Annotated in this window: 24 protein-coding genes and 1 pseudogene; 6 read left to right on the top strand and 19 right to left on the bottom strand. The window is 62.2% G+C overall.

Annotated features, from left to right (window positions below; all coding sequences use genetic code 11):
- Positions 1–182 precede the first annotated feature (182 nt).
- Positions 183–2,156: a methyl-accepting chemotaxis protein gene (locus tag PQR53_RS29115; protein WP_408461826.1), complete on the top strand. Its 1,974-nt coding sequence runs from the start codon at positions 183–185 to the stop codon at positions 2,154–2,156.
- 5 nt (positions 2,157–2,161) lie between these two features.
- Here PQR53_RS29115 and PQR53_RS29110 read toward each other — a convergent pair whose 3' ends face one another.
- On the bottom strand, positions 2,162–2,815 hold the full coding sequence (locus PQR53_RS29110) for a glutathione S-transferase family protein (RefSeq protein ID WP_408461823.1): 654 nt from the start codon (positions 2,813–2,815) through the stop codon (positions 2,162–2,164).
- A gap of 218 nt (positions 2,816–3,033) precedes the next feature.
- On the opposite strand from PQR53_RS29110, the gene PQR53_RS29105 reads away from it, so the two are divergent.
- Positions 3,034–4,485 carry a polyhydroxyalkanoate depolymerase gene (locus PQR53_RS29105; protein WP_408461820.1) on the top strand — a complete coding sequence of 484 codons (1,452 nt, stop codon included), beginning with the start codon at positions 3,034–3,036 and terminating at the stop codon, positions 4,483–4,485.
- 56 nt (positions 4,486–4,541) lie between these two features.
- On the opposite strand, the gene PQR53_RS29100 is transcribed toward PQR53_RS29105, so the two are convergent.
- Positions 4,542–4,976, bottom strand: coding sequence for a cupin domain-containing protein (locus PQR53_RS29100; protein WP_408461817.1), 435 nt, complete (start codon positions 4,974–4,976; stop codon positions 4,542–4,544).
- A gap of 190 nt (positions 4,977–5,166) precedes the next feature.
- Positions 5,167–5,778, bottom strand: coding sequence for a flavin reductase family protein (locus PQR53_RS29095; RefSeq protein WP_323045709.1), 612 nt, complete (start codon positions 5,776–5,778; stop codon positions 5,167–5,169).
- 49 nt (positions 5,779–5,827) lie between these two features.
- Between PQR53_RS29095 and PQR53_RS29090 the strand changes: the two are divergent.
- Positions 5,828–6,639, top strand: a pseudogene (locus PQR53_RS29090) (HipA domain-containing protein); the annotation flags it as partial.
- Positions 6,640–6,675: 36 nt separating this feature from the next.
- Here the strand turns inward: PQR53_RS29090 and PQR53_RS29085 are convergent.
- From PQR53_RS29085 to PQR53_RS29065, 5 genes are all read right to left on the bottom strand, one after another.
- Positions 6,676–7,629 (bottom strand): 3-hydroxyacyl-CoA dehydrogenase family protein, encoded by a 954-nt coding sequence (locus PQR53_RS29085; protein ID WP_408461815.1) that lies wholly within the window; start codon positions 7,627–7,629, stop codon positions 6,676–6,678.
- A gap of 109 nt (positions 7,630–7,738) precedes the next feature.
- Positions 7,739–8,038 carry a hypothetical protein gene (locus tag PQR53_RS29080; RefSeq protein WP_408461812.1) on the bottom strand — a complete coding sequence of 100 codons (300 nt, stop codon included), beginning with the start codon at positions 8,036–8,038 and terminating at the stop codon, positions 7,739–7,741.
- A 440-nt stretch (positions 8,039–8,478) separates the two neighbouring features.
- The gene (locus tag PQR53_RS29075; protein WP_179739636.1) at positions 8,479–8,637 is read right to left on the bottom strand and encodes a hypothetical protein; all 159 of its coding nucleotides are present in this window, start codon (positions 8,635–8,637) and stop codon (positions 8,479–8,481) included.
- A 237-nt stretch (positions 8,638–8,874) separates the two neighbouring features.
- The gene (locus PQR53_RS29070) at positions 8,875–10,272 is read right to left on the bottom strand and encodes a hypothetical protein (protein ID WP_408461809.1); all 1,398 of its coding nucleotides are present in this window, start codon (positions 10,270–10,272) and stop codon (positions 8,875–8,877) included.
- A 133-nt stretch (positions 10,273–10,405) separates the two neighbouring features.
- Positions 10,406–11,092, bottom strand: coding sequence for an MgtC/SapB family protein (locus PQR53_RS29065; RefSeq protein WP_408461806.1), 687 nt, complete (start codon positions 11,090–11,092; stop codon positions 10,406–10,408).
- Between the two features lie 260 nt (positions 11,093–11,352).
- Between PQR53_RS29065 and PQR53_RS29060 the strand changes: the two genes are divergently transcribed.
- Entirely contained in the window at positions 11,353–12,462 is a 1,110-nt protein-coding gene (locus tag PQR53_RS29060) for an AGE family epimerase/isomerase (protein WP_408461803.1), read from the top strand.
- A gap of 53 nt (positions 12,463–12,515) precedes the next feature.
- On the opposite strand, the gene PQR53_RS29055 is transcribed toward PQR53_RS29060, so the two are convergent.
- The gene (locus tag PQR53_RS29055) at positions 12,516–12,791 is read right to left on the bottom strand and encodes a hypothetical protein (RefSeq protein WP_179739647.1); all 276 of its coding nucleotides are present in this window, start codon (positions 12,789–12,791) and stop codon (positions 12,516–12,518) included.
- Positions 12,792–13,020: 229 nt separating this feature from the next.
- On the opposite strand from PQR53_RS29055, the gene PQR53_RS29050 reads away from it, so the two are divergent.
- Entirely contained in the window at positions 13,021–13,224 is a 204-nt protein-coding gene (locus PQR53_RS29050; RefSeq protein ID WP_007178724.1) for a cold-shock protein, read from the top strand.
- Between the two features lie 112 nt (positions 13,225–13,336).
- On the opposite strand, the gene PQR53_RS29045 is transcribed toward PQR53_RS29050, so the two are convergent.
- Complete coding sequence (locus tag PQR53_RS29045) at positions 13,337–14,959, bottom strand: methyl-accepting chemotaxis protein (protein ID WP_408461800.1); 1,623 nt, start codon at positions 14,957–14,959, stop codon at positions 13,337–13,339.
- 270 nt (positions 14,960–15,229) lie between these two features.
- On the opposite strand from PQR53_RS29045, the gene PQR53_RS29040 reads away from it, so the two are divergent.
- On the top strand, positions 15,230–15,664 hold the full coding sequence (locus PQR53_RS29040) for a PaaI family thioesterase (RefSeq protein ID WP_179739653.1): 435 nt from the start codon (positions 15,230–15,232) through the stop codon (positions 15,662–15,664).
- 105 nt (positions 15,665–15,769) lie between these two features.
- Here PQR53_RS29040 and PQR53_RS29035 read toward each other — a convergent pair whose 3' ends face one another.
- The 9 genes from PQR53_RS29035 to PQR53_RS28995 all read right to left on the bottom strand — a co-directional run bounded on the left by PQR53_RS29035 (position 15,770) and on the right by PQR53_RS28995 (position 24,936).
- Positions 15,770–16,618: an ureidoglycolate lyase gene (locus tag PQR53_RS29035; protein WP_408461797.1), complete on the bottom strand. Its 849-nt coding sequence runs from the start codon at positions 16,616–16,618 to the stop codon at positions 15,770–15,772.
- An 87-nt stretch (positions 16,619–16,705) separates the two neighbouring features.
- A complete protein-coding gene (locus tag PQR53_RS29030) occupies positions 16,706–17,449 on the bottom strand; it encodes an SDR family oxidoreductase (protein WP_408461794.1) in 744 nt (247 codons plus the stop codon).
- A 76-nt stretch (positions 17,450–17,525) separates the two neighbouring features.
- A complete protein-coding gene (locus PQR53_RS29025) occupies positions 17,526–18,356 on the bottom strand; it encodes an amidohydrolase family protein (protein WP_408461791.1) in 831 nt (276 codons plus the stop codon).
- 7 nt (positions 18,357–18,363) lie between these two features.
- Positions 18,364–19,404 carry an aldo/keto reductase gene (locus tag PQR53_RS29020; protein WP_408461788.1) on the bottom strand — a complete coding sequence of 347 codons (1,041 nt, stop codon included), beginning with the start codon at positions 19,402–19,404 and terminating at the stop codon, positions 18,364–18,366.
- Positions 19,405–19,559: 155 nt separating this feature from the next.
- On the bottom strand, positions 19,560–20,873 hold the full coding sequence (locus PQR53_RS29015; protein ID WP_408461786.1) for a UxaA family hydrolase: 1,314 nt from the start codon (positions 20,871–20,873) through the stop codon (positions 19,560–19,562).
- A 42-nt stretch (positions 20,874–20,915) separates the two neighbouring features.
- Positions 20,916–21,269 (bottom strand): UxaA family hydrolase, encoded by a 354-nt coding sequence (locus tag PQR53_RS29010; RefSeq protein ID WP_408461783.1) that lies wholly within the window; start codon positions 21,267–21,269, stop codon positions 20,916–20,918.
- 25 nt (positions 21,270–21,294) lie between these two features.
- Entirely contained in the window at positions 21,295–22,353 is a 1,059-nt protein-coding gene (locus tag PQR53_RS29005) for an ABC transporter permease (RefSeq protein WP_179739671.1), read from the bottom strand.
- Positions 22,343–23,941 (bottom strand): sugar ABC transporter ATP-binding protein, encoded by a 1,599-nt coding sequence (locus PQR53_RS29000; RefSeq protein ID WP_408461780.1) that lies wholly within the window; start codon positions 23,939–23,941, stop codon positions 22,343–22,345. The genes PQR53_RS29005 and PQR53_RS29000 overlap by 11 nt, the downstream gene beginning before the upstream one ends.
- Entirely contained in the window at positions 23,938–24,936 is a 999-nt protein-coding gene (locus tag PQR53_RS28995; RefSeq protein WP_408461872.1) for a sugar ABC transporter substrate-binding protein, read from the bottom strand. Before PQR53_RS28995 ends, PQR53_RS29000 begins: the two co-directional genes overlap by 4 nt.
- Positions 24,937–25,054: the final 118 nt, after the last annotated feature.

Here is a 25,054-nt window from a genome sequence, read left to right as displayed (position 1 = left end):
TTTCGCTGATGCCTTGGTGTGCTGAAGCGTTGATGCGTTGACGGGCAATTTACGTCGATATATTACGACGAGCTTTCTAAAACGCTAAAGATATCGGGAAATCGGCCGTAATCATCATATGGGTGTAAGCCATGAATTCGCATGGTTTGCGCACTACATGTCTTTCTTTACCCCGAGCACCCATGGAATTTCTCTCTTTGCGCCGCGCCAGTGTCGGCGCCCGGCTTGCCGTGCTGTCTTGCGTGCTGGTGGCATTGATTTTCGCCGCCTTCACGTTGGCGCTCACCCGCGCCGCCGGCCAGCAAGTCAGCAATCAGGTGCTCGAACGCATCGCCGACAAGGACCGCTCGATCGCCGCGATGATCACGCTGTTCGACAAGGCGCTCTCAGACGAGGTCGATCGCTCGATGTCGCTGTTCGCGAGCTTCCTGCCCACGGGCTACACGCTCGACGAGACCCAGAAAGTCGACATCAACGGCGTTGCGACCCCGGCCATCAAGGCCGGTGACAAAGTCCTGAACATGGACTTCTCGATTCCCGACCAGTTTCTCGAACGCAGCGGCGCAGTGGCCACCGTGTTCGCGCGCAGCGGTGACGATTTCGTCCGCGTGACGACGTCGTTGAAAAAACAGGACGGCTCACGCGCCATCGGCACGCTGCTCGACCGCACGGCGCCAGCGTACAGGCAGATCCTCGCGAACCAATCCTATACGGGACTCGCCTCGCTCTTCGGCAAACGTTTGATTACTCAATATCGGCCGATTGCCGACGCAAGCGGCCGCGTGATCGGCGCGCTGTTCGTGGGCGTGAATGTGGACAAGGAGATCCAGTCAGTCGAGGACGGCATCAGCAAGCTGAAAATCGGCGATAGCGGCTACTACTTCGTGGTCGACGCGTCGAAAGGCGCGGATCGCGGCAAGCTGATCGTGCATCCGGCCGCCGCCGGTCAGAACGCGGGCAAAACGAATGCGCCGTACCAGCAAATGCTCGACATGAAGCAAGGCCAGCTCGAATTCAGTTCCGCCGACGCCACGCTCGGTGAGCACAACGCGCGCGACAAATTCGTCTCGTTCATCACGGTGCCTGAATGGCAATGGCTGGTGGGCGGTGTCGCGCCGCGCGACGAGGTGATGGCGGACGTCGTCACGACGCGCAATGAATTCCTGCTGATCGGTTTCGCACTGGTCGGCGCATTCGCGATCGTGTTCCTGATCGCGGTGCGCCGTCTCGTGAGCCGGCCGCTCGATGAAGCCGCGAAGGCGTCCGAGCGCTTTGCCTCGGGCGACCTGAGCGTGCGCGTGGCGAATGGCGCGAATGCGCGCGGCGACGAAATCGGCCGCCTGATGCAATCGATCGACGGCATCGGCGAAGGCCTCGCGCGCATTGTTTCGCAAGTGCGCAATGCGTCGGCGGATATGTCGGAAGGCACCGAAAAGATCGCCACCGGCAGTGGCAACATCGCCGCGCGGATCGCCACGCAGGCGAGCAGCCTCGAGGAAACAGCGGCCAGCATGGAACAGATCACGTCGACCGTGCAGCAGAACGCCGACCACGCCACGCAAGCCAACACGCTCGTCACGAAAGCCGCGGACGCCGCACTCGAAGGCGGCCGCGCCGTCGAACGCGTGGTCTCGACGATGGGCGAGATCAGCCGCTCGTCGCAGAAGATCGCCGAGATCACCAGCGTGATCCAAGGCATCGCGTTCCAGACCAATATCCTTGCGCTGAACGCTGCCGTCGAAGCGGCGCGCGCCGGCGAGCACGGCAAGGGCTTTGCGGTGGTGGCGTCGGAAGTGCGCGCGCTCGCGCAGCGCAGCGCGGCTTCGGTGAAGGAGATCGAAGGCCTGATCGCCGCCTCCACAGCGACCGTTCAGAGCGGCTTCCGGATCGCTGAAGAAGCCAGTTCGACGATGCAAGGCATCGTTCAGCAAGTCGACCAGGTGCGCGCGATCATGGCGGAGATCAGCACTGCGTCACGCGAGCAATCGGGCGGCATCGAACAGGTCAACCTTGCCGTCACGCAGATTGGCGAGGCAACCCAGCAGAATGCGACGATCGTCGGCGAGGCGGAACTCGCGGCGGCTGAACTGCGCGATCAGGCTGCGCGGCTGGCGCAGGTAGTGAGTGTGTTCAAGCTGGAGGCGCGACGGGATTAAGCGAGTCAAAACTCCACGTCCAGTTCGTCGATCTCCTCCACTTCCTGCTGCGCGTCCGCGATCCACTGCTGCATTTCAGGCAGCGCGATGATGCGCTGCCCATAGTCGACAATCTCCGGATCCAGCTTGACGTCGTAGGTAACGAAACGCGTCACCACCGGCGCGTACATCGCATCCGCCGCGCTACGTTCGCCGAACAGAAACGGCCCGCCATACTGCTTCAGACACTCGCTCCAGATCGTCACAATGCGCTCGATGTCGGACTGCGCGCGCGCCCATACCTTGAAGCCCGGGAAGTGCGCTTTGAGATTCATTGGCAACGCCGAGCGCAGCGAGCCGAAACCCGAATGCATCTCACCGCAAATCGAGCGGCAATGTGCTCGCGCGCGGATGTCCTTGGGCAATAGCGCCGCTTCCGGTTTCAGCTCGTTGAGATATTCGGCGATCGCCAGCGTGTCCCAGATCTTGATGCCATCGTGAAAGAGACACGGCACCAGAATCGACGGCGAGAGCAGCAGCAATTCGGCGCGCGCGGCAGGGTCGTCGATCGGCATCACGATCTCTTCGAAAGACAAGCCGCTAAATTTGGTCAGCAGCCAGCCGCGCAGCGACCACGATGAATAATTCTTGCTGCTAATGGTGAGCGTGGTATTTGCCATACGTTTCTCCTCCAGATGAGGCGCTCCGCCGGCGCCTGACGATGCGCATGCACGTTGCCGTGCGCGGGCGCACCAAAGCGCGGCAATTTCGGCCCGCTCGCATGACTCGCGCAAATGCTATGCCAACGTGAGGGACGGCCGCGCCAGTGCGGCCGCATGATTGGCACATGACTTGCCTCTATTCGGGCTCCTTCCTTTTCTGCATTCGTGCGAAGGTTATGAACCTGTTCGCATATCCCACATACCAGGCTTTCGCCGACATGATGCTGCCGATGCGGCACAGCGCGGCGCTGGTGAATCATTCGCTCGACGCGTGGCCTGCGTTCGGCGATACGTCGCACGGACGCTCGATACGCGCGGCCTGCGAGTTGTTGACGCTCGCAGGACTCACGCCCGTCAGGCCGCCGTTCGACATCGATAGCGTCGTGACGGAAGGGAAACCGGTGAAAATCGTCGAGGAAGTGGCCGCGCGCACGCCGTTCTGTTCGCTGTTGCATTTTCGTAAGGACGTTGCACCTTCGCATCCGCAGCCGCGCGTGCTGGTGATCGCGCCCATGTCCGGCCACTTCGCGACACTGTTGCGCGGCACCGTGCGCACGATGCTGGCGGAGCACGATGTCTACATCACCGATTGGCACAACCCGCGTGATGTGCCGTTAACCCAGGGCCGTTTTGGCTTCAACGAATTCGTGCAGCACGTGATCGACTTCACCGAGACGATCGGAACAGGCACGCATCTGCTGGCGGTGTGTCAGCCGACGGTCGCCGCTTTGGCCGCGGTCGCGCTAATGGCCGCCGATGACAATCCCGCGCAGCCCGCGAGCATGACGCTGATGGCGGGCCCGCTCGACACGCGCATCAACCCGACGCGCGTCAACGAACTCGCGAAGAGCAAGCCGATCGAGTGGTTCGAGCAGAACCTGATTAGCGCTGTGCCGTTCGGTTTTGCGGGCGCGCATCGTCGCGTGTATCCCGGCTTCGTGCAGTTGACCGCGTTTATGTCGATGAACCTCGGCCGCCATCTCGATTCGTTCGATACCCTGTATTACGAGCGAGCCAAAGGCGATCCGGTGAAGGCCGACACGATCCACGCTTTCTATGAAGAGTACTTCGCGACGATGGACCTGACGGCCGACTTCTATCTGGAGACGGTCGATACGGTTTTTCAGCGGCATGCGCTGCCGTTGCATGAGCTCGAAGTAGAAGGGCGTCTCGTGGAGCCTTCGAAGATTCGTCGCACCGCGTTGCTCACGGTCGAAGGAGAAAAAGACGATATCTGCGCGGTCGGGCAGACGCTCGCCGCGCAGGACATGTGCGACAAGTTGCGGCCATATCTGAAGACGCATCACGTGCAAACCGGTGTGGGGCACTATGGTGTGTTCAATGGGCATCGGTGGGAGCGGCAGATCTATCCACGCGTACGGGCCGTGATTTACGACAACGAGCCACGCGCGGTGCTGGTGAGTTCGCGGGCGCGCACGATCCAGCCGGTGTCGGTGGCCGCGGCTTCTGAGGTGATGGCCGCAGCGCCGGCTGCGGCGGCGGTCGGCGATGTCGAGATGGATACCAACGTGACGGCTGCCACGCCGAACGGAGCCATGGCCGGCGACGCCGCCAAGCCACAGCAAGCGTCACGCGCGCCGCGCCGGCGGCCGCCGGCGGCGCAATGAACTGTTCGGTTGGACGGCCGCGGTATGCGAGGTGCCGCGGCTTTACACAGCGGCGATCAAGCCGCGACGTTCTTCCACGGCTGCACCGCAGGCACTTCGCACGGACCGTCGACTTCAATCGACTTGAAATCGGCCGGCGAGACAATTTCGATGTACTCCATATCTTCCGAGTAATCGAATAGGTAATGGATGATGCCCGGCGCCTGATGCACGCAATCGCCGGCGGCGACGAGCGTCTCCTTGTCGCCGTACATGAAGCGCGCCCAGCCCTTCAGCATGATCACAATGTGGAAATCGGCCTCATGGCGGTGCCAGCCCGTGCCTTGCTCTGGTGCGTGATTCGCCTTGACGAGTTGCGCGAGTACCTTGCCGCCAGTTGCTTGCGCGATGCCTAAATCGCGGTAAAGAAAAAAGTCGCGCAGGCCCTGATCCACGTAGGACGTGTCTTGCGGACGGACATGGCTGAACTGCGTGGCGAATTCGGCGGACATGATCGCGCTCCTCTTGAGTGAGCCGGCAGGTGAAAACGACGCGTTGGAGCGTCGGTTGCAAGCATCAAGCGGGCCAGTTTGGGAGGGGCGGCTTTGGGCTGCCCGGAGGCGATGGGGCCGCGACGTCACGTCATCAAAGGCTGAGGCCGCGCCACGCATTACGTGGCGCACCGCTGCTTTTTACGGACTGTTATGCGCTCGGGCGGAACATCTGGAACATCTCGCCGATTTCCGCGTAATCCGCGCGGTAGCCGGCGCGCATGATGGGCTGCGCGGCGTGCGTGTCGAACAGGCCGTCTTTCAGGTAGGCCTCGTTGATGTGAACGCCGACCACTTGTCCGAGGGACAGATAGTTGTCCATTGGCTTGCCGTCGAGCGTATGCAACCGCACGATTTGCAGCAGCTTGCATTCGAGCGCGGCCGGCGCTTCAGCGACGTGCGGCACATTGACATTGCGACCCGGCGCCGGCGTGAGGCCGGCGAGTTCAAATTCGTCGATGTGCGGCGGGACCGGCGCGGAGGAGCGGTTCATTTGCTCGGCGAGCGGCCTGGTGGCGAGATTCCAGACGAATTCGCCAGTCGCCTCGATATTGGCGATGCTGTCTTTACGGCCCTCGCTGCAGAATCCGATGATCGGCGGGAAGCTGGCGAACGCGCCGAAAAAGCTGTAAGGCGCGAGGTTCAGCGTGCCGTCGGTGTCGCGTGAGGAAATCCAGCCGATCAGACGCGGGGCGACGATGGCCTTGAACGGGTCGTGCGGCAGGCCATGACCGGCAGCGGGATCATAGAAGTAGTGGGACATGGTTTTACGTTGGGGTTGGCGGATGAGGCGGGAGGTATTTATACCGCAGACTACGCCGACCACGCATATCTTCAAGCTCCCGCTCGGCCTCGTTGGGAACATGCAGGCGGATATGCGGACGTCGATCGAAAACGAATGGCTGTGCTCGAAAATCGTAGCGGCGTATGGACTGGCCGTGGCGGATTGCGAGATTGCAACGTTCGAGGATCAGAAGCGCTCGTGGTTGAGCGCTTCGACCGCAGGCTGTCCAGTGACGCGAACTGGATCGTGCGCCTTCCTCAGGAAGACATGTGCCAGGCCACCGCAAGGCCCTCGCACCTGAAGTACCAGGCTGACGGTGGGCCGGGCATCGCCGAGATCATGGACGTATTGCTCGGGTCGGAAAACGCGGATCAGGACCGGCGCCAGTTCTTCAAAACTCAACTCGTCTTCTGGTTACTGGCGGCAACGGATGGGCACGCGAAGAACTTCAGCATTTTCCATTTACCCAACGGCTTATACCGCTCGACGCCGCTTTACGACGTGCTCTCCGCACATCCGGTCATCGGCCCGGGGCGCAATCAGATTGCGCGTCAGGAGGCGAAGATGGCGATGGCCGTTCGTGGCAGTACCAATCACTATCCGATCGACAAGATTCAGCGTCGGCACTGGATCGAGCAGGCCCGACAAGTCGAGCTGGGAAGCGAGACGGCGCGGGACGTCATCGCCGAAGTAGTCGACTCGACCGATCACGCGATCAACGCGGTGAGCGGTCTGGTGCCTTCAGGATTTCCGAAGGGACTGGCGGAATCGATTCTGAGTGGAATCGGGAGGCAGCGAAATAAGCTGGCGGCGGCGCCGGGTCGATCGTCGGCTGCGTAGCAGCGGAAAGCGCCTCCCGCCTCGCGTCTGGCTCCATTACCCGCGGCTGATCACCCGCTTGCGGCCTTCCTTGACTTTCGTCAACTGGGCTTCGTCCCATTCATAGAAACCGGCGCCGCTGCGCATGCCGACGCGCCCCGCATTCACCTGCGCACGCAGCAGATCGAGCACATCTTCGTCTTTGGCGAGTTCCGGCATCAGATGCGTGGAAATATCGACGAAGGTGTCCAGTCCGCCCATGTCCGCGCCTTCGAGCGGTCCGACGATCCCCCACCGGCGTCCAAGCGACGCCTTCATGACCCGATCGACCACTTCGGGCGTCGCCGCCCCCGAGCGCACGATGTGCAACGCCTCGCGCAGCACCGCGAACTGCAACCGGTTGCCGACAAAACCTGGAATCGCCTTCGCCAGCACCACCGGCTCCATGCCGATCGCGCTCATCAACGCGGCGGTCTGCTCAGTGACTTGCGGCGCGGTTGCGGTACCCGGCACGACTTCGACAAGTGGAATCATGTGCGGCGGATTCCAGAAATGCGCGATCAGAAAACGCTCTTTCGCGCGCAGCGGAGCGGCCAGTTGGTCAGGCGGAAAGCCACTCGTGTTGCTCGCGAGAATCGCATCGTCCGCCATCAGGCCGGCCAGCGACGCATACAGCCGATGCTTCAACTCGAGCACCTCGGGAATCGCCTCGATCACGAATTGCGCCGACGCCATGACATCGAGTTGCGCGTGCGTCTCGATGCGCGAAAGCGCCGCCTGTTTGGCAGCGTGGTCGATACGTCCGGCGTCGATCAGTTCATCGAGCACCGCCTCCGCCTTCGGTGTAACGCTCGCGAGGCGTGCTGGGTCGACGTCGTGGACGATTGTCCGATGCCCGTGCAATGCGCTTTGCGTCGCGATGCCGACGCCCATCAATCCCGTACCGACTACACCTATCACTGCCTTGTTCACGCCGCTCTCCTGCTGCCATCGATGAAAGCGTTCAAGCATAGCGCAGCGCGTTAATTTTAAAGACCGAACGTGACAAAGCCGGTCTTCCGTGAGGAAGGACCGGCTTTGCGGACTTCACGCCGCGTCACGCGGCGCCGTCAGGCGGGTATTAGTAACGCTGGGGCGGACGATGGTCGTCGTGGTGATGCGGATCGTTGTCGTGCGGGTGATGACGCATCCAGTCGTCATGAGCCCAGTAGCGATGGCCGTCGTAATACCGGTCGCCATGCCAGCCGATGTTGATCGAGACGCCCACCGGCATCATGTGCGGCTGCCCGTAGGCCGCCGGTCCCGGACCATTCTCGATGACCACCCGTTCCTGGGCGAAGGCGCTGCCGGCCGCAAGCAATGCGCCGCCGGCCAGCAAGGTTGCAATAATCGAACGCGATGTCTTGTTAAAGGTTTTCAAAGTGACCTCCCATCAAAGTTTTGTGTCAAGCCAGCGCCCGTGTTAGGTCCAACTTGAACCGCAATGTTGGGTTCGGACCAGACGCCGCACGCTTGAGACCAACTTTAGCGGCCCAAACCGCATGAAGACGTGAGCACTTGTAAGCACACATTTCGTAGAAAGGGACGGATGAGAGATCGCTTTTCTGGCGTTCGCCGCCCATCTACAGCGCATGCGCGGGGAATCGGCGAGATGGCGCGACGACATCTCGTCAGCCCCTGTTACATTCATTTCGGCCTGGAAATATTCCGAAAGGCGAAAAGGGACGGCGACCGCCCGCGGCGGCACCAAAACAAAAGCCACGGCACGCATTCACGGGCAGTGGCTTCAATGAGGCAATACGCACTCGACGTGCGCGCCCATACGCGGCGGTCCGCGTTCAGGCTTTACTACTTGGCTTTTTAGTCGCTCAGCTTGATGCCGAACAACGTAGCTTGCGCTTTGCGCATGCGGTCTGCTTCACGGCTACGGGCTGCATACGAGTAGTCCGAATCCAGCGGCAGATGGGGCGACGCAAAGAGGTCGCTGACCTTTTGGAACAATGCAAAAATGAAGCTCATGGCGACTCCCGGTTGGTTACTGCATTTGCTAGGGTTTTCCCTTAAGAAGAATTATAGGGTTTTCCCTAGGAAAAAGCTAGTGCAATGCAGCAATTTTCCGGGTGCGTGAGTTGTCACAGGGTTTCCGTTTATGATGCGTCGCATCATGACAACGTCCCTTTTTTAATATTTCAGGGTCAAAAGGTTCCTTCTGGTGAAGCCGCCGCCCGCTCACGCCGGCGCGGCGGTCACAGCAGATCAGCGCGAATTGGCTACTTTCGGCTTGTGCGCGTGCTGGATTCGCGCGCTGCGTTTGCCATGAGCGGGCGTCGCCGCAACCGGCGGAGGTGCTGCGGATGCGGCTGCGTCGGAAGCCGCGTTGGCCGCCGCGGCATTGGCCATCGCTATGTGGGTCTCGAGCAAGCTCGCCATGGCGGCCTGCTGGTTCTGCATCATCTGTTCAATGCGATGCTGCTGGGCGGTGGTTTCTCGCGTCAGGCGCATCAGGAGCACGGTCTGTGTGATGCCGATCGCGACCGTCATCAGCAACGCGCCCACCACGATCGACAGCATCCATTTCATGCGGCGCGAATGGTCGGTCGCGGCGAGCCGTTGGTCGGCGATCACGCCATATAAGGCATCGACGGTGTCGGCGAAGGCCGTCGCACGCGCACGATCGAGTTCAGGCGCGGCGCGCAGCGCTGCCGCGGCTGCTTCGGCGCGTTGAGCTTCGCGGAAGGACGGCGCAGCGAAAGCGGCGTTTGGGTGCGAATGCGCCGGCGCGGATGCGGATCCTGACGCCGGTGCGGATCCTGGTGCTGGTGTACCCGCAAACGCAGACACATCGCCCGCCACCTTGGCAGCCGGCTCCGGCTCAGCCACCACCTCACCGGAATCAGCCCCAGACCCGGACGAAGACGAAGACGAACCGAGCTCCTCCCCCGCATCCACCGATTCAGCGCCAACCGCTTCTCTCGAAGCCGTCGTCGCCTTGGCAAAGGTCGCCGCGAAGCGCGGCGGCGGCGCAAGCGCCTTGGTACCGCCCGAGGTCGAGGCAACCGCTGGCTCCGTGGTCGTGGCACCCAGCTCACCCGCCTGGCGCAGCGTGGTCACGCTACGCACCACCGTGGCCGCCGCCATCGCCGGCGTGAGCGGTGCGACCGCGTCAGATGTCGACGATGCCAGCTTCTCATCCACTAACGCTGCTACCTCCCCGAAAGCCAGTTCGCCGACAGGCGATACCGTCGCCCTTGCGGCCTCCGTCTCCCACCCGCTCAATTGCGCATTCACCGGCGCCGGTTCATCGGATTTCGCAGCGCGAGGTACGCGACGCGCCGCCCGTGCGTCCAGCAACGCGCCATCGGCATCGATCGCGCCGACCGCCGCCAGCACGACATCGGGTAATTCAAAGCCATGCAACGTGCCTTGCCGGACGTCGATATTCATCGCCTCCAGCGTGGCGCGGGTGGGATCGTCGGGGAACAGGTCGAGGGTGCTGTCGTCGCGCGAGGCATCGCTCAGTTGCGCGAGACGTTGTGCCGAGCGCGCGGCGCGCGCCAGCTTGTTTTCAGTTTCGGTCGAGACGGTGGCCTGACGCCGCTTCTTCGAAGCGGCACGCTGAGGCCGGGACTGCGTGGATGCTGCGGAATCTGCCATAGAGAAAAAAGCGGTCGTCGCCGAAAAGCGGGCGCCGGGCACCGCTCGTCAATGCCATTGGAATTTTTCGAGACCGCATTGTCGCATGGCCGCGCGCCCCTGCCGAAGCCATTCGCCGACGATTTTCCGCTTTTTAAGGCGACGACGCGTCCTGCCGGAATTGCTTGACGCCAGGCAGCTGACGCAAGCGCGCGCAGATCGCCTCATATTCGGTATTCGACACCCGATGCAGTGTGATCACGACTTCATCGCACTCCGGCGCGTCGTCGCTTTGCTGCATCACGAACTGCTTGACGCGCGGGCTCGCGGCGCCGAGTTCGTCGTGTATCGAATGGAATGTCATGGTGCCGCGCTCGACGATCATGGTGAGCTGGCGCCGTTGCTTCACGGTGATGAAGCGGCGCTCGAGCGGCTTGATCCCGGCGAGGATGATCAGAATGATGATGGTCGCGGCGATCGACGCCGTGTATAGCCCGCCGCCGACCGCCAGCCCGATCGCCGCGACCGACCAGAGGCTTGCCGCTGTCGTCAGCCCGCGGACGATCTCGCCGCGCAGCAGAATCGAGCCCGCGCCGAGAAAGCCGATACCGGAGACCACCTGCGCGGCCATCCGCGACGGATCGAGCACGACATGCTCGCCCGTCAACACTTCGGCGAAACCATAGGCCGACACGATCATGATGAGCGTCGAACCCACGCAAACCAGCATGTGCGTGCGCAACCCCGCCGCCCACGAAAGCCGTTCGCGCTCGAAGCCGATCACGCTGCCGAGCGCAGCCGCCAGCACCAGACGGGAAATGAGTTCGAGGTTTCCCAGCATTGTTTTTCCTCCTTATCTGAAATTATTTGAAGCGCATTGCGCACCTGTGGCGCCATGCCAGCAGCAGCCGTTTGCTTTATGCTTGGCCGCACGCCGCCGCGCGAGTGGCAAGGACGATCGACATGCTGCTTGCGAGCCTTCCCGTTGCAGGCCGCTCAGCATCCATAATCGCCGACTCAGCACGATCGGCGACGGCTGCGCCACGGCGTGAGCCAAAGTCCACCGGCGTTTCGAATGACCGCGTTTGACCAACCGAACTAATGCAGAGCATGACCCCTTCCAGCGCTTCGACGAACACACTCGCCACCGCATTGCGTGATCACTTCGCTCGTGTGGTGCTGCCGCTGTGGCGCGGGCCCGGTTTCAATACCGCGCTGCAACTGCCCTACGAAGCGCTCAGCGCCGAGGGTCCCGAGCCATCGCCCGCGCAACGCTACCGGGCGATGGCGTGCGCGCGGCAATTGTTCGTATACTCACAAGCAGGCGATGCGGCCCACGCCCAGGTACTGTTCGATTCATTGATGCACACCTTTCAGGACACGCGCCACGGCGGATGGTTCTATAGCGTGGATGCGCAGGGCGCTCCGCTCGACACCACCAAAGACCTGTACACGCATGCATTCGTGGTGTTCGCGTGTGCGGAATACGGCGGCCGTTCCGGCAACCGCGACGCGCTGGAAGTCGTGCATCGCACGTCGGCATTGATTCAGTCGCAGTTCGCGGCCGAAGGCGACCTGTTCAACGCCGCGCTCACCGCCGACTTCGCCAGCGTGACCGGCATGCCAATCCAGAATCCCCTGATGCACCTGACCGAAGCCTGGCTGGCCGCGCGCGACGCCACGCACGATACCGCCTTCGAGGCGGCGTTGCGCCGTCTCGCCGGCGCTGTCGCGCGTCACTTTGTACATGCGCCGAGCGGTTGCATCGCTGAATTGCCGATTGGCGCGGACGACAACCGCCTGGAACCCGGCCACCAGTTCGAATGGTTCTGGCTGGTCAAGCAGGCTGGCGCCTTGTTCGAAGCCTCGGGTCTGGACGAGTCGTTGACGCGCGCGTTCAGCTTCGCGCAGCGATATGGCGTGGACCCGCAAACGGGTGGCGTGTGCGCCTCGCTCGACGAAACTGGGCGGATCAAGGACGCCACCCAGCGAATCTGGGCTCAGACAGAATATCTGCGCGCATTGGCAAGCCACCACGACCCTGCCGTCCTCGCCGCGCTGCCGCGGCAAATCGAGCTTTTCGGGCAGCGCTTCCTGCGTCCGCAAGGCTGGTTCGAATGCAAAACGGCGGCGGGTGACGTGGCGCGTGCCGACATGCCGTCGACCACGCCCTATCACCTCGCCACCGCCTACGCGGCGCTGCCGGGCTAACACCCGCAGACGTTGCGCGGACCTCGGCGTTAAAACGCCGACTGGCCGGTCAATCAATATTCTTCGCGTTGCCAAGGTCCCCAGTCGGCGCCGGCAGTTTTAAATCGCGTGTAGGTCGCGCTTTGTCCGGTAGGGGTTTCCGATGTGTCGCCATGCGGCTTTTTATCGGTAGTGTGAAGGGCGAAAGCCTGGTGATCGTCGCTGTCGACCGTGATACGGCCGACCGGGTCCGGGGCGCCTTCTTGAGGTGATTTCGACTCCAATATCGCGAGATAGGGGGTCAAACGACTCCAGAACGAGGTGAGTTCTTCTTGCAAATAATGTGTCAATGTTTTTCCTGGAAGAGTAATACAAGCAGTTTACCCTACCGGCTGGAACACCCCGCAAAATGCTTTCTGGGCCCCAAAAAGGTCCCAAAACGGCCCAATCAGGGGAATACCCGAATACTTGTTGATTGGCGTCCATCATAAAGACGTGATACAACTCGTACTTCGCGCTCGATCTCGTGTTGAGAAATAGCGGTCGCGAATGCAACACACAACATTTACTGGATTAAAAATGGCAACAGGTACTGTGAAGTGGTTTAACGATGCAAAGGGCTTTGGCTTCATCACCCCGGACGACGGCGGCGAAGACCTGTTTGCTCACTTTTCGGAAGTTCAAGGCAGCGGCTTCAAGTCCCTGCAGGAAAACCAGAAAGTGACGTTCGAAGTCAAGCAAGGCCCGAAGGGCAAGCAGGCTGCAAACATCCAGCCGGCCTAAGTACCTTCAGGTACTTTGAGGCACCCTTAGGCGCTTGCGTCTAATGCAAAATGGCCCGCTTTCGCGGGCCATTTTCTTTGGCAAATGCTCTTTTTCCGGGCACCTGTGCGGTTCAGATTGCCCGCATCCCCGACAGCGCGAACGCTGCCCCTTGCCCTCGCGGTTCGTCCATTTGTTGCGTTCGCAACACAGTTTCCGAAATTTCGAACACGGAAACGGCCTCTTTCAATTGCTGCGTCTGTTGATGCAGTGAGGCTGCCGCTGCGGCGGCTTCCTCGACGAGCGCGGCGTTCTGCTGCGTCATCTCATCCATCTGCACCACCGCCTGGTTGACCTGCTCGATGCCCGTGCTCTGCTCGAGCGACGACGCGCTGATTTCCGCCATCATCTGCGTGACGCGCGAAATCGATGCGGAAACGTGGGTCATGGCTTCGCCCGCACGCTCGACCAGCGTCGAGCCGCCTTGAATCTCGGCCACCGATTCGCTGATCAGCGTTTTGATTTCCTTCGCCGACTGCGCGCTGCGCTGGGCGAGACCCCGCACCTCGCCCGCCACCACGGCGAAGCCACGGCCCTGCTCGCCCGCGCGCGCCGCTTCGACGGCTGCGTTCAGCGCGAGGATATTGGTCTGGAACGCGATGCCGTCGATCACCGAAATGATCTCCGCGATCTTGTCCGAGCTTTGCGCGATGCCGCGCATCTTGTCGACCACCTGATTGACCACTTCGCTGCCGCGCGAGGTCGCTTCGAGCGCGGTTTCGGCGAGCGCGTTGGCTTCGCGGGCGTGATCGGCGTTCTGGCGCACCGTGGCGGTCAGCTCCTCCATGCTCGACGCGGTTTCTTCGAGCGATGCCGCCTGGTTTTCCGTGCGGGCCGACAGATCGGCGTTGCCGGTGGCGATTTCGTCGGCACCCAGATGGATCGAGTCGGCGGACTCGCGCACAGTTTGCACGGTGCGTGCCACGCTAGCCTGCATTTTCGCGAGACCCGAGAACAGGCGGCCGATCTCGTTGGCACCGCGCGCGGCGATCGGCTGGTCGAGGCGCCCCTGCGCGATGCGCTCGAAATGACGGCCGGCTTCCTCGAGCGGGGCCACTACGCCCTTGCGCAGCGCCGCGTACACCGCGAACGTGCCGACCACCAGCAACAGCAGGATCGCGCTGCTCACGGCGCGGAAGGCGCTCATGCGGGAATCGATCGAATTGAGCGACGCATGGCTAGCGGTGTCGCCGAATTTCGCGAAGTTGTGCAACTCGGCGAGATAGGCGTCCTGGAACGACTGGGTCGGCTGATCGAGAAAGGCCTGGATATTGTTCGAGTCGAGAAATTGCACCAGCTCCCCGAGCGCATCGTGCAGCTTTTTGTAGCATTCGGCGAGCGCGGCAGCGCGCGCGCTGTTTTCGTCGCCGGTTTTCTGCGCGCTCAGGAAAGCGCCGAACGACTGATCGGCCGCCGTCAGCTGTTCACGGGCATGTTGCACGATATCGGCTGGCTCAGCGCCGCCGCGCACCATCCGCGTACCGGCGCGCGACAGGTTGATGCGCGCGTCCATCAGACGCTGGGTCGTTTCGTTGACCGCATCCACCTGTTTCAACGCGATGTTCGACAGGTCACCGACGTCGTCATGCGTGCGCGTGAGTGACCAGAATCCCAAACCCACCGTGACCAGCTGGAAAACGCAGAACGCGGCCAGAACACACAACAGGCCGGATGCGACCTTGATCTTGCTGAACATCGTGAATACCCGAATGCAAAGAATGACGAGAGCGATCTCAGGGTTAACGGCATCGGCGCGCGTTCCTTGAGGGCAATTTCGTCAAAGATCGCGTTACAACCCCGTTTCATCGGTCAACTTCGCTACTCCAATCATTTGTTGCAACAATGCCTCGCACATATTTCCGATTGACCTTGACGCGGTGTGTGAGCGCTTCCTAGAGTGGGTAGGGACTGCACAACGCACGCCGGTGCAGAGATCACCACGGGCCACCGCCCCGAAGGAACCACAATGACCGACCTCCTCGACCGGGCGCGCGGCGCACTGCACGCCCAGCCGTTCAGCATGCTGTTAGGCGCCGAGCTGATGCACACGGGCACCAACGAATTGACGCTTTGCCTGCCGATCCGCGACGAGCTGCGGCAACAGCATGGCTTTGTGCATGGCGGCGTCATCAGTTATCTCGCCGACAATGCGCTGACTTTTGCTGGCGCGCTGTCGCTGGGTCCGAAGGTCGTCACCGGCGAGTACAAGATCAACTACCTGCGGCCGGTGGTGAACGGCACGCTAATCGCGCGTGCGAAGGTCGTCTACGCGGGCCGATCCCAGGCGACCTGCCAGTGCAACGTGTTTGTGATGGACGACGGCCGTGAGAAGCTCGTCGCAGTTGCCCAAGGCACGATCAATCGGATCGGCGATATGGGCGAACACGAACCGGTGGGTTGAACGGCTGAGGGTCCGATAAAAAAGGCCGTTCCTGCATTGCGCGGGAACGGCCTCTTCACATCTAACGGCTCACATTAACACTACATCGTTAGCCAAACGCGCAACTCACTCCGCCGCGTAAGTCTTCTGCGTTTGCTCGCCAAGACCTTCGATACCCAGACGGATCGTCTGACCCGGCTTCAGATACACCGGGTTCGGTTTCACACCCATACCGACTCCCGGCGGCGTGCCGGTCGAAATCACGTCGCCCGGTTGCAGGCTCATGCACTGCGACACATACGACACCAGCTTCGCGACGCCGAACACCATCGTCTTCGTGCTGCCATTCTGATAGCGATGCCCGTCCACTTCGAGCCACAGGCTCAGGTTCTGCGGATCGGCAACTTCATCGCGCGTCACGACCCACGGGCCGATCGGGCCGAACGTATCGAAGCCCTTGCCCTTGTCCCACGTGCCGCCGCGTTCGATCTGCCATTCGCGTTCCGACACGTCGTTGATCACGCAGTAGCCGGCGACGTAATCGAGTGCGTCGGCTTCGTCGATATATTTCGCGGGCTTGCCGATCACCACGCCGAGTTCGACTTCCCAATCGGTCTTCTTCGAGCCGCGCGGGATTTCGACGTCGTCGTTCGGGCCGGTAATCGCGCTCGTCCACTTGTTGAAGATGACCGGCTCCGCGGGCACCGGCAGATTCGATTCGGCCGCGTGATCCGCATAGTTCAGGCCGATACAGATGAACTTGCCGATCCTGGCCACGCACGGGCCGATGCGCGGGTTGCCTTCCACGAGCGGCAGCGAGGCCGGATCGAGCGCGCGCAGTTTGGCGAGACTTGCGTCGCTCAGCGCGGCGCCGTCGATATCGGGCACCACTTTCGAGAGATCGCGAAGCTTGCCCTGCGCATCGAGCAGGCCCGGCTTTTCCTGGCCCTTCGGCCCATAACGAAGCAGTTTCATCGTTGCACTTCCCTTTACGTTCAGTATGTTCAGTTCAGGTTCGAGGTTCAGTGTCTGGCAGTGTCTTGCGCTATCTTGCGGCCCAACTTAGTTGGACCAGCCGCCGTCGATCACATGGGCATGACCCGTGGTGAACGACGATTCGTCAGACGCGAGATACAGCGCCAGCGCGGCGATCTCTTCCGGCTTGCCGATGCGGCCCATCGGCTGACGCGCGACAAAGGCCGCCTGCACGGCGTCCAGCGTCGCGCCCTGCGCCTTGGCCTGCTCGCCGATCCGCTGTTCGAGCGACGGCGAGGCCACCGTGCCCGGGCAGATCGCGTTACAGCGTACACCACGCGTGATGAAGTCCGCAGCAACGGACTTGGTCAGCCCGATCACCGCGGCTTTTGACGCGCTGTACGCAAAGCGGTTCGGCACGCCCTTCACGCTCGAGGCCGCCGACGACATATTGATGATCGAGCCGCCGCCGTTCTCCAGCATGGCCGGCAAAAACGCGCGGATCATGCGATACATCGCTTTCGCGTTCAGATCGAAGGCGAAGTCCCAATCCTCGTCCGTGCATTCGAGAATCGAACCGGCGTGCACGAAACCCGCGCAGTTGAACAGCACGTCGACGGCGCCGAGTTCGGCCGACAGCGCCCTGATCGCCGCCTCGTCGCGCACGTCGAGCTTGCGCGCCTCGACCGGCTTGCCGGCGAGTCCGTCGATGCGGATATCGGTAGCGATCACGCGCGCACCTTCGCGCGCGAACAGTTCCGCGGTGGCGAGACCAATGCCTTGTCCTGCCGCGGTGATCAGGGCCGTCTTGCCGGCCAGTCTTTGTGTCATCTACGACTCCAGTTGAATGGGCTTCTTTTGTTTCTTTCGTCTTCGTAACTTGACTTCGTAACGCGCCTTCGTCACATCAAAGTCGATAAAACGCAGCGGCGTTGCCGCCGAAAACAGCTTCGCGCTCGTCATCGCTCAAGGACGCGAGCAAGGTGTTCGCGACCGAATGCCACAGTAGATAGTCGCCGTTCAGATCGAGCACCGGCCAGTCGCTGCCCCACATCAAACGCGCGGGACCGAATGATTTCAGCAGATGGTCGACATACGGTTGCAGCGTTTCCTCCGTCCAGCCAGGCGACGCTTCGGTGACGAGTCCCGACAGCTTGCAGTGCGCTTGTGGCAACTGGGCGAGCCGCGTGATCGCGTCGGCCCATGTTTGCCAGCCCGCGCGACCGTAGCGAATCGGCGGCTTCGCGCCGTGATCGACAACAATGCGCAACATGGGAAAGCGCGCTGCGAACGTTTCAAAAGGCTCGACGTGCCGCGCGTAGATCAATGCGTCGAACGCCAGGTCGTGCGCGATCAGTGTGTCGATCGCAGGCGCGAGGTCGGGGTTTGCAATCCATGTGTCGTCGGGCAAATCCTGCAGCATCGGCCGCACGCCTTTGAACTTCGGCTCACGCGCCAGCGCTTCGATCACAGCCGGCGCGTTCGGCAACAGCAACGGCACCCAGCCCACCACACCCGCAATCGAGGGTTCGTTGCGCGCGATGTCCAGCAAGTAACGTGTTTCGTCGATCGTCGGCGCCGCCTGTACTACCACCGTCCGCTCGATGCCCGCTTTTTCACGCAATGGCTTCAGGTCGGCGGGACCGAATGGCCGGTACAGAATTTTCAGTTCCGGCGTGAGCCACTCGTAATCGCCGCGAGCGGGGTCCCAATAGTGCTGGTGAGCGTCGATATGCATCGTCAAATCAATCCTCTGGCGCGGGCGCGCGACTGTCGAGCAAGCCTTTTTCACGCAACGCGGACCATAGGTCCGCGGGAATCGGCCGCTCGAACGACGCGGTGTTCTCACGCAATTCGTCGGCACTGCGCGCGCCGGTCAACACGGTGGCAACCGCCGGATGCGCATACGGAAACTGCAAGGCCGCGGCAGCAAGCGGCACGCCATGGACTCGGCACACTGCTTCCAATCGCGCGACGCGCTCGATGACTTCCTGCGGCGCGTCACCATAATTGAATTTCAGGTCGCCTTCGACGCCGCGCGCCAGAATGCCCGAGTTGAATGCGCCACCTAACAGGATGCTGACGCCGCGTTGTTCGCATGCTGGGAGCAGGTCGTCGAGTGTCGTCTGTTCGAGGAGCGTATAACGGCCCGCAAGCAACGCGCAATCGATATCGAATTCGGCCATCGCTTCGAGTATGACCGCGCCTTCATTGACGCCGAGCCCGACCGCTTTGATCGCACCCGACGAACGCAAGTCATCGAGAGCACGAAAGCCGCCGCCTTCGGTCAATTGCCGCCAGTAATGCGGGTTTTTATCGCCGTGCGTGAAGCGGCCGATATCGTGCACCAGCAGAATGTCGATATCGACGATGCCCAGACGCTGCTGGCTGTCTTCGAACGAACGCAGAATGCCGTCGTGCGTGTAGTCGTAGATCGCTTCGAACGGTAGCGGGTTTTGCCAGCCCTCCTTCGGATCGCAGGGCGTGGTGCGGGGCACAAAACGGCGCCCTACTTTGGTGGACAACACATACTCGCTGCGCGGATAGCGGCGCAGGGCGTCGCCCAGACGATGCTCGGCTTTCGTGTTGCCGTAATGCGGCGCGGTATCGAAGTAACGCACGCCTGTGTCCCACGCGGCAGCAATGGTCGCGTGGGCGTCTTCATCGGACAGATCGCGGTAGAGGCCGGCCAGAGGCGCCGTACCGAGCCCCAATCCGGTGACTTGTAATGCACGGCGGCCGATGCCACGCCGCTGTTCGATTTTCGAACCGATCTTCGTCGTCATTGATCGCGTCTCCTTTGTCGACCAGAGTTAGCGCTTTAGCGCTTACTCTGGTCCCATAGCGCTACCCCAATCCAATCTGTGTTTTTACCACGCGAGACCGAGATTAGCGCGCCGCACTAACGGATTGTCTGCCAATAAGATTACACACGCCCCGCTCAGCGCGCCTCGATCGCAACAACCCGATGCAGCGGTGCAGCATTCGACGGCAAACATGCCGGCCCCACCGGTTCAAAAGTCTTGTACCCCAGAATGAATTCCTGATGCCCAAGCGTTTCCGATTTCGACGCCGCACCGAGCGCCACCCCCACCGTTTGCTCAAACACTTCGCGGCCGACTTCGTCGAGCGTGCCGCGGCCTTCGAGAATGCGGCCGGCGTCGACGTCCATATCGCCGGCGAGATTGCGATAGGTCGCGGGATTCGCGCACACCTTGATGACTGGCGAAATTGCCGAGCCGACCACGGATCCGCGTCCGGTCGTGAATAGAATCACATGCGCGCCGCACGCGATCAGTTCGCCGATTTCCGTGTTGTCGCTGATGTTCGGAAAGCCGAAGCGAGGCTCGCCGTCAGGCACGACGTCGAGGAGATAGAGGCCACCGGTCGGTGGCACATCACCGGGTTTGATGATGCCGACAATCGGCGACGCGCCGCTTTTCGCATACGCACCTAACGATTTCTCTTCCTGCGTAGTGAGGCCGCCATCCGCATTGCCGACAGCAAAACTGCCATGCCCGAGTATCGAGTAGTAGCGCGCCGCCTTCGCGACACACGCAACGATTTCATCGCCGAGTTCCGGCCTCGCGGCGCGCGTTTTCATATGGAACTCGCAGCCCACCAGTTCGCCGGTTTCTTCGAAGATACAGGTCGCACCCGCGTCGATCAGATGATCGAACGCACGGCCCACGGCCGGGTTCGCGGTAATGCCGCTGGTTCCGTCCGAGCCGCCGCAAATCGTGCCGATCACCAGTTCGCTCAGCGCCATCGGCACCTTGTGTTGCGCGGCGAGTTGCCTGCGTGCATCGCGAACCCAGTCGACGCCGTATTGAATCGTGCTGCGCGTGCCGCCTTTTTCCTGGATCGTCAGGACTTCAACGGGGCGGCCGCTCGCGCGCACGACATCGACGAGGTAGTGCTTGTTCATGCTCTCGCATCCGAGCGACACGAACAGCACCGCGCCTACGTTGGGATGTGTCGTCAGGCGTTCGAGCATCTTTTCGGCGTACCCATTCGGATAGCAACCGGGAAAGCCGATCAGATGCACCGGTGGCTCGCGCTCGGCTGAAGGATCGTCGAACGCATCGAGCGGTTCGCGAAACTGCGTGACGATCTCGCGCGCGACGTGATGCGCGCACTCGACCAGATACGCCACCGCGACTACATTGCGGATGCCTTTGCGGCCATCGCTGCGCAGATAGCCTTGCAGCACGGGCGGCCGCGCGGCGGCGGATGCTACGGAAGTGTCAGTCATGATCATTCCAGCGCGGCGCGAGGCCACGTCATTGTGCTCACATCAGTGATGGACGAACTCGTGGCCCGCGTCGTGCGTATAAGTGGGCAAGTAGTCGCTTTCGAGGTTGTGCGTATGCAGATGCGCACCGCGCGCCACCGCTTCGGTCACGTGACCGATCACGGCGCCGTAGCGCAGCACCTTGTCGTCTTTCGCGAGTTCGTGGCGCGCCACCTTGTGGCCGAGGTCGATGGTTCTGGCCAGCGTCACACATTCGCCTTCGATCTCGACTTGCGTGCCCGCATCGAGACGTGCCGCCGCGATCAGACAGTTATCTGTGGGACTGAGCAGGATCAGGCGTGGGTCGGTTAGCGATGTTGGAGGCGTTTGGGGCGTTTGCAATGGACGGCTGGTCAAGTGAGTTCTCCGTGACGCGTGCGCATTAGTTTTGACCTTCGCCGCTGGCGAGCCGCGCCACCATCAGCGAGCCGAGGATGATCGCGCCATAGATCGCCTGGATCCAGAACGACGGCACCTGGGCAAGCGTCAACAGGTTCTGCACGACGCCGAGCAGCAGCACGCCGGAAAGCGCGCCGAGCATCGTGCCCTTGCCGCCGTCGAGCGAAATGCCGCCGATCACCGCCGCCGCGAACACCGTGAAAATCATGCCGTTGCCCTGGTTCGCGTTGATCGCGCCGACATAGCCGGTGACGATCAAACCGCCCACCGAAGCCAGGATGCTGCCGAGCACGAACACGCCCCACGTGATGCGCTCAACGCGAATCCCCGCCGCGCGCGCCGCTTCCGGATTGCCGCCAATCGCGTATAACGCACGGCCCAGGCGGTGATAACGCAACACGAATGCCGCGATCGCAAACGCGGCCGCCGCCAGCCACACGGACAGCGGCAAGCCGAGCACGATGGTGGTCGCAAGCGCGAAGAACGAAGGCGGCATATCGAACAGCGTGCCGCCTTTGGTCGCGCCGACCAGCATGCCGCGCAACACGATCAGCATCGCCAGCGTGACGATGAACGCGTTCAGCCGCAAACGCACCACAAGAAAACCGTTGACGAAGCCGATCACCGCGCCAACCACAATGATCGCCAGCAAACCTGCCGCCGCCGGCCATTGCGTCCCGAAGCCCGCGGACGCCGCCGGCATCACCAGCATCGCGCCGACAGCGGGCGCAATGCCCACCGTCGATTCGAGCGACAAATCGAACTTGCCGGTCAACACGATCAGCGATTCGGCGAGCACGACCAACGCCAGGGCCGCGGACGCACCCAGCACGCTGATCAGATTCGCCTTCGTCAGAAAGCTCGGGCTGACAAACGCGCCGATCACGATCAGCAACGCGAGCGCGGGCAGCAGAGCCAGTTCACGCAGCCGCGCGAGCTCACTGCGAGCACGTTTGCCGCGCGTCGCCATTGCAACCGGCTGAGGCTGCGCTGGCTGACCTTGCGCCGTGCCGAATGCAGGGCTGGGCACACTATTCTTCATGAAGACTCACTCCTTCAACGGACGCAATCAGGTCATGGTCCTGCCAACCCGCGGGAAATTCGGCCGCGACACGGCCACGGAACATCACCAGCACGCGGTCACAGGTGCGCAGATCGTCGAGTTCGCCGGACACGACCAGCACGGCTTTACCGTCTTCGCGCACCCGATCCACGACTGACAGCAACGCTTCTTTTGATTTCACATCGACGCCTGCGGTAGGGTCGATCAGCACGAGCACGTTGGGATTGGTGGCGAGCGCGCGCGCCATCACGACCTTCTGCTGGTTGCCGCCCGAGAGCCCTGACACGATATGTTCGGGACCTTGCGCGACGATGCCGAGCGCGTCGATCATCTTCTGGCCGAAGGCGTTTTTCTTCGCCGGTGGCGCGATGCCGAATTTGCCCAGCAAACGCGCGATGGTCATCGAGGCGTTCTCGGCGACCGATTGCGTCAACACCAGGCCTTCGTGATGTCGATCCTTCGGCACGCAGCCAATGCCGTGCGCCAAGGCTGCCGGCACGTCGCCGGGCGGCAGCGTCACGCCGTCCACGCGGATCGCACCGCTCTTCGGCGCGCGCAAACCGGCAATCGCTTCGGCCACGCTGGTGCGGCCGCTGCTCGTCGCGCCGGTCAGCCCGACCACTTCGCCACGCTTCACCGTGAACGAGACGCCTTCGTAATCGGAACCGGCCAGCTCTTTGACCTCCAGCGCGATCGCTGTGTCCGCAGGCAACGCGGCGCGCGCCGCCGCATCGGCGACGGCAAGACCGCCACGTTCGCCAGTCATCGCTTCGATCAACTGCTCGCGCGGCAACGCGGAAACCGGCGCGCTGACGATATGCCGCGCATCGCGCAGCACCGTCACGGCCTGGCAGATTTCATAGACCTCTTGCAGATGATGCGAGATAAACAGGAACGTCACGCCTTCGCGCTGCAATTCGCTGATGCGGCGGAACAGGCGCTTGATCTCGTCGCCGTCGAGCTGCGCGGTGGGTTCGTCGAGGATGATGAAGCGTGCGCCATACGACAACGCCCGCGCAATCTCCACCAGTTGCCGTGCTTCCACGCTCAGATCGCCGGCGCGCGCGTCTTCACGTACGTCGATCTTCCAGTGGTCCAGCAACTCACGCGCGTCGCGATGCATCGCGCGCCAATCGATCACGCCGCCGCGCGCCGGCTGGCGGTTGATGAACAGATTCTCCGCAACCGAGAGATCGCGGATGATCGTCGAATGTTGATAAACGCAGGCAACGCGCTCACGCCATGCGTCGCGGTCCGCGATCGACGGCGCGGCCACGCCGCCGAAACGCACCTCGCCGGTATCGGGCTTGCGCAGGCCGGTGAGGATCGACACCAGCGTCGATTTGCCCGCACCGTTGCGCCCGACAAGCGCATGCGACTCGCCAGGCATCACGCGGATGCTCACGTCTTTCAGCGCGGGCGTGGAGCCGAAGCGTTTGGTGACCTCAAACGCTTCGACTACCGCGGGAAGTCCCTGCGCGCCGAGGAAAGCCCCCTTGGGGGACGCCCCAAAGGAAGCCCCCTCGGGGGATGGGACAACCGGCACGGAGGGAGTCAGCTCGCTCATTTAACGGTATTGCCCCACAACGTTTTGTCGTCGACATTCGACTTCGTCACGAGCGGCGCGGGCAATTGATCTTCGAGAACGCCCGGCGACAACTGCACGATGTTGCTGCCATGATCGGTCGGACCCGGCTTGAAGGTCTGCCCGGCCAGCGCGGCCTTGATGTAGAAGAGGCCGTATTTTGCGTACGAATCGGCAGGTTGCGACACGGTGGCGTCGATATCACCGCGGCGGATTGCCTCGAACTCCTGAGGAATGCCGTCGTTACTGACGATCACGACATGCTTTGCATCGCCGGCGGGAAATAGCATCTGCTTGCGGCGCAGGGTTTGCAACGTCGGCGACAGATAGACGCCGCCCGCCTGCATGTAGATCGCCTTCACGTCAGGATTCGCGGTGAGCAGACTGTCGAGCGCGGTGGCGGCAACATCGCCTTTCCAGCTTGCCGGAATCTCCAGCAGCGACAAACCCGGATAGCCCTTCAAACACGAGCGAAATGCTTCGGAGCGGTCGCGCCCGTTCACCGAGGCCAGGTCGCCCATGATCTGCACGACCTTGCCCGACTTCACGTGCTCGCCGATGTACTTGCATGCCTTCTCGCCGTACGCGCGGTTGTCGGCGCGCACCACCATTGCCACCTTGCCTTGCGTCGGCGCGACGTCGACCGCGACTACCGGCACGTTCTTCGCCGCTGCTGCATCGAGCGCGCGGCTGATCGCCGCCGAATCCAGCGGCCCGACCACGATGCCCTTCGAACCGAGATTCAGCAGGTTGTTCATGTCGGTAATCTGCTGAACGGGATCGCCGTTCGAATTGACCGGTGCGAGGATATCCATGCCCATGTCCTTCGCGTATTTGGGCAGATAGTTGTTGTACGACTGCCAGAACGGCGACGTGAGCAACGGCAGATCGAGACCGATCTTGCCTGCGTCGGCGGCTTGCGCGGCGCCACTCACGGCGAGGCCGGCGATGCAAGCTGCCGCCGCAACGGCAAACATCGAACTGCGGAACATACGGCGAGCCGCGTGCGGCCCTTTTGCGAACGACATGGTTTGTCTCCTGTGTCGGGGAACTGCGTGAACCGTCATACGAGTGGCGGGCACTTCGTCCGGCGCT

The organism is Paraburkholderia fungorum (assembly GCF_046027605.1).
In the GTDB taxonomy this organism is placed as follows: Bacteria; Pseudomonadota; Gammaproteobacteria; order Burkholderiales; family Burkholderiaceae; genus Paraburkholderia; species Paraburkholderia fungorum_F.
The sequence above is the reverse complement of the archived record's forward strand: the minus strand, read 5'-3'. Positions and strand labels throughout refer to the sequence as shown.

Bases quoted from the DNA above. Each gene is read 5' to 3' on its own strand.
- PQR53_RS29115 (WP_408461826.1), top strand. From the start codon at position 183: ATGGAATTTCTCTCTTTGCGCCGCGCCAGTGTCGGCGCCCGGCTTGCC.
- PQR53_RS29110 (WP_408461823.1), bottom strand. From the start codon at position 2,815: ATGGCAAATACCACGCTCACCATTAGCAGCAAGAATTATTCATCGTGG.
- PQR53_RS29105 (WP_408461820.1), top strand. From the start codon at position 3,034: ATGAACCTGTTCGCATATCCCACATACCAGGCTTTCGCCGACATGATG.
- PQR53_RS29100 (WP_408461817.1), bottom strand. From the start codon at position 4,976: ATGTCCGCCGAATTCGCCACGCAGTTCAGCCATGTCCGTCCGCAAGAC.
- PQR53_RS29095 (WP_323045709.1), bottom strand. From the start codon at position 5,778: ATGTCCCACTACTTCTATGATCCCGCTGCCGGTCATGGCCTGCCGCAC.
- PQR53_RS29085 (WP_408461815.1), bottom strand. From the start codon at position 7,629: ATGCTTGAACGCTTTCATCGATGGCAGCAGGAGAGCGGCGTGAACAAG.
- PQR53_RS29075 (WP_179739636.1), bottom strand. From the start codon at position 8,637: ATGAGCTTCATTTTTGCATTGTTCCAAAAGGTCAGCGACCTCTTTGCG.
- PQR53_RS29070 (WP_408461809.1), bottom strand. From the start codon at position 10,272: ATGGCAGATTCCGCAGCATCCACGCAGTCCCGGCCTCAGCGTGCCGCT.
- PQR53_RS29065 (WP_408461806.1), bottom strand. From the start codon at position 11,092: ATGCTGGGAAACCTCGAACTCATTTCCCGTCTGGTGCTGGCGGCTGCG.
- PQR53_RS29060 (WP_408461803.1), top strand. From the start codon at position 11,353: ATGCAGAGCATGACCCCTTCCAGCGCTTCGACGAACACACTCGCCACC.
- PQR53_RS29050 (WP_007178724.1), top strand. From the start codon at position 13,021: ATGGCAACAGGTACTGTGAAGTGGTTTAACGATGCAAAGGGCTTTGGC.
- PQR53_RS29045 (WP_408461800.1), bottom strand. From the start codon at position 14,959: ATGTTCAGCAAGATCAAGGTCGCATCCGGCCTGTTGTGTGTTCTGGCC.
- PQR53_RS29040 (WP_179739653.1), top strand. From the start codon at position 15,230: ATGACCGACCTCCTCGACCGGGCGCGCGGCGCACTGCACGCCCAGCCG.
- PQR53_RS29035 (WP_408461797.1), bottom strand. From the start codon at position 16,618: ATGAAACTGCTTCGTTATGGGCCGAAGGGCCAGGAAAAGCCGGGCCTG.
- PQR53_RS29030 (WP_408461794.1), bottom strand. From the start codon at position 17,449: ATGACACAAAGACTGGCCGGCAAGACGGCCCTGATCACCGCGGCAGGA.
- PQR53_RS29025 (WP_408461791.1), bottom strand. From the start codon at position 18,356: ATGCATATCGACGCTCACCAGCACTATTGGGACCCCGCTCGCGGCGAT.
- PQR53_RS29020 (WP_408461788.1), bottom strand. From the start codon at position 19,404: ATGACGACGAAGATCGGTTCGAAAATCGAACAGCGGCGTGGCATCGGC.
- PQR53_RS29015 (WP_408461786.1), bottom strand. From the start codon at position 20,873: ATGACTGACACTTCCGTAGCATCCGCCGCCGCGCGGCCGCCCGTGCTG.
- PQR53_RS29005 (WP_179739671.1), bottom strand. From the start codon at position 22,353: ATGAAGAATAGTGTGCCCAGCCCTGCATTCGGCACGGCGCAAGGTCAG.
- PQR53_RS29000 (WP_408461780.1), bottom strand. From the start codon at position 23,941: ATGAGCGAGCTGACTCCCTCCGTGCCGGTTGTCCCATCCCCCGAGGGG.
- PQR53_RS28995 (WP_408461872.1), bottom strand. From the start codon at position 24,936: ATGTTTGCCGTTGCGGCGGCAGCTTGCATCGCCGGCCTCGCCGTGAGT.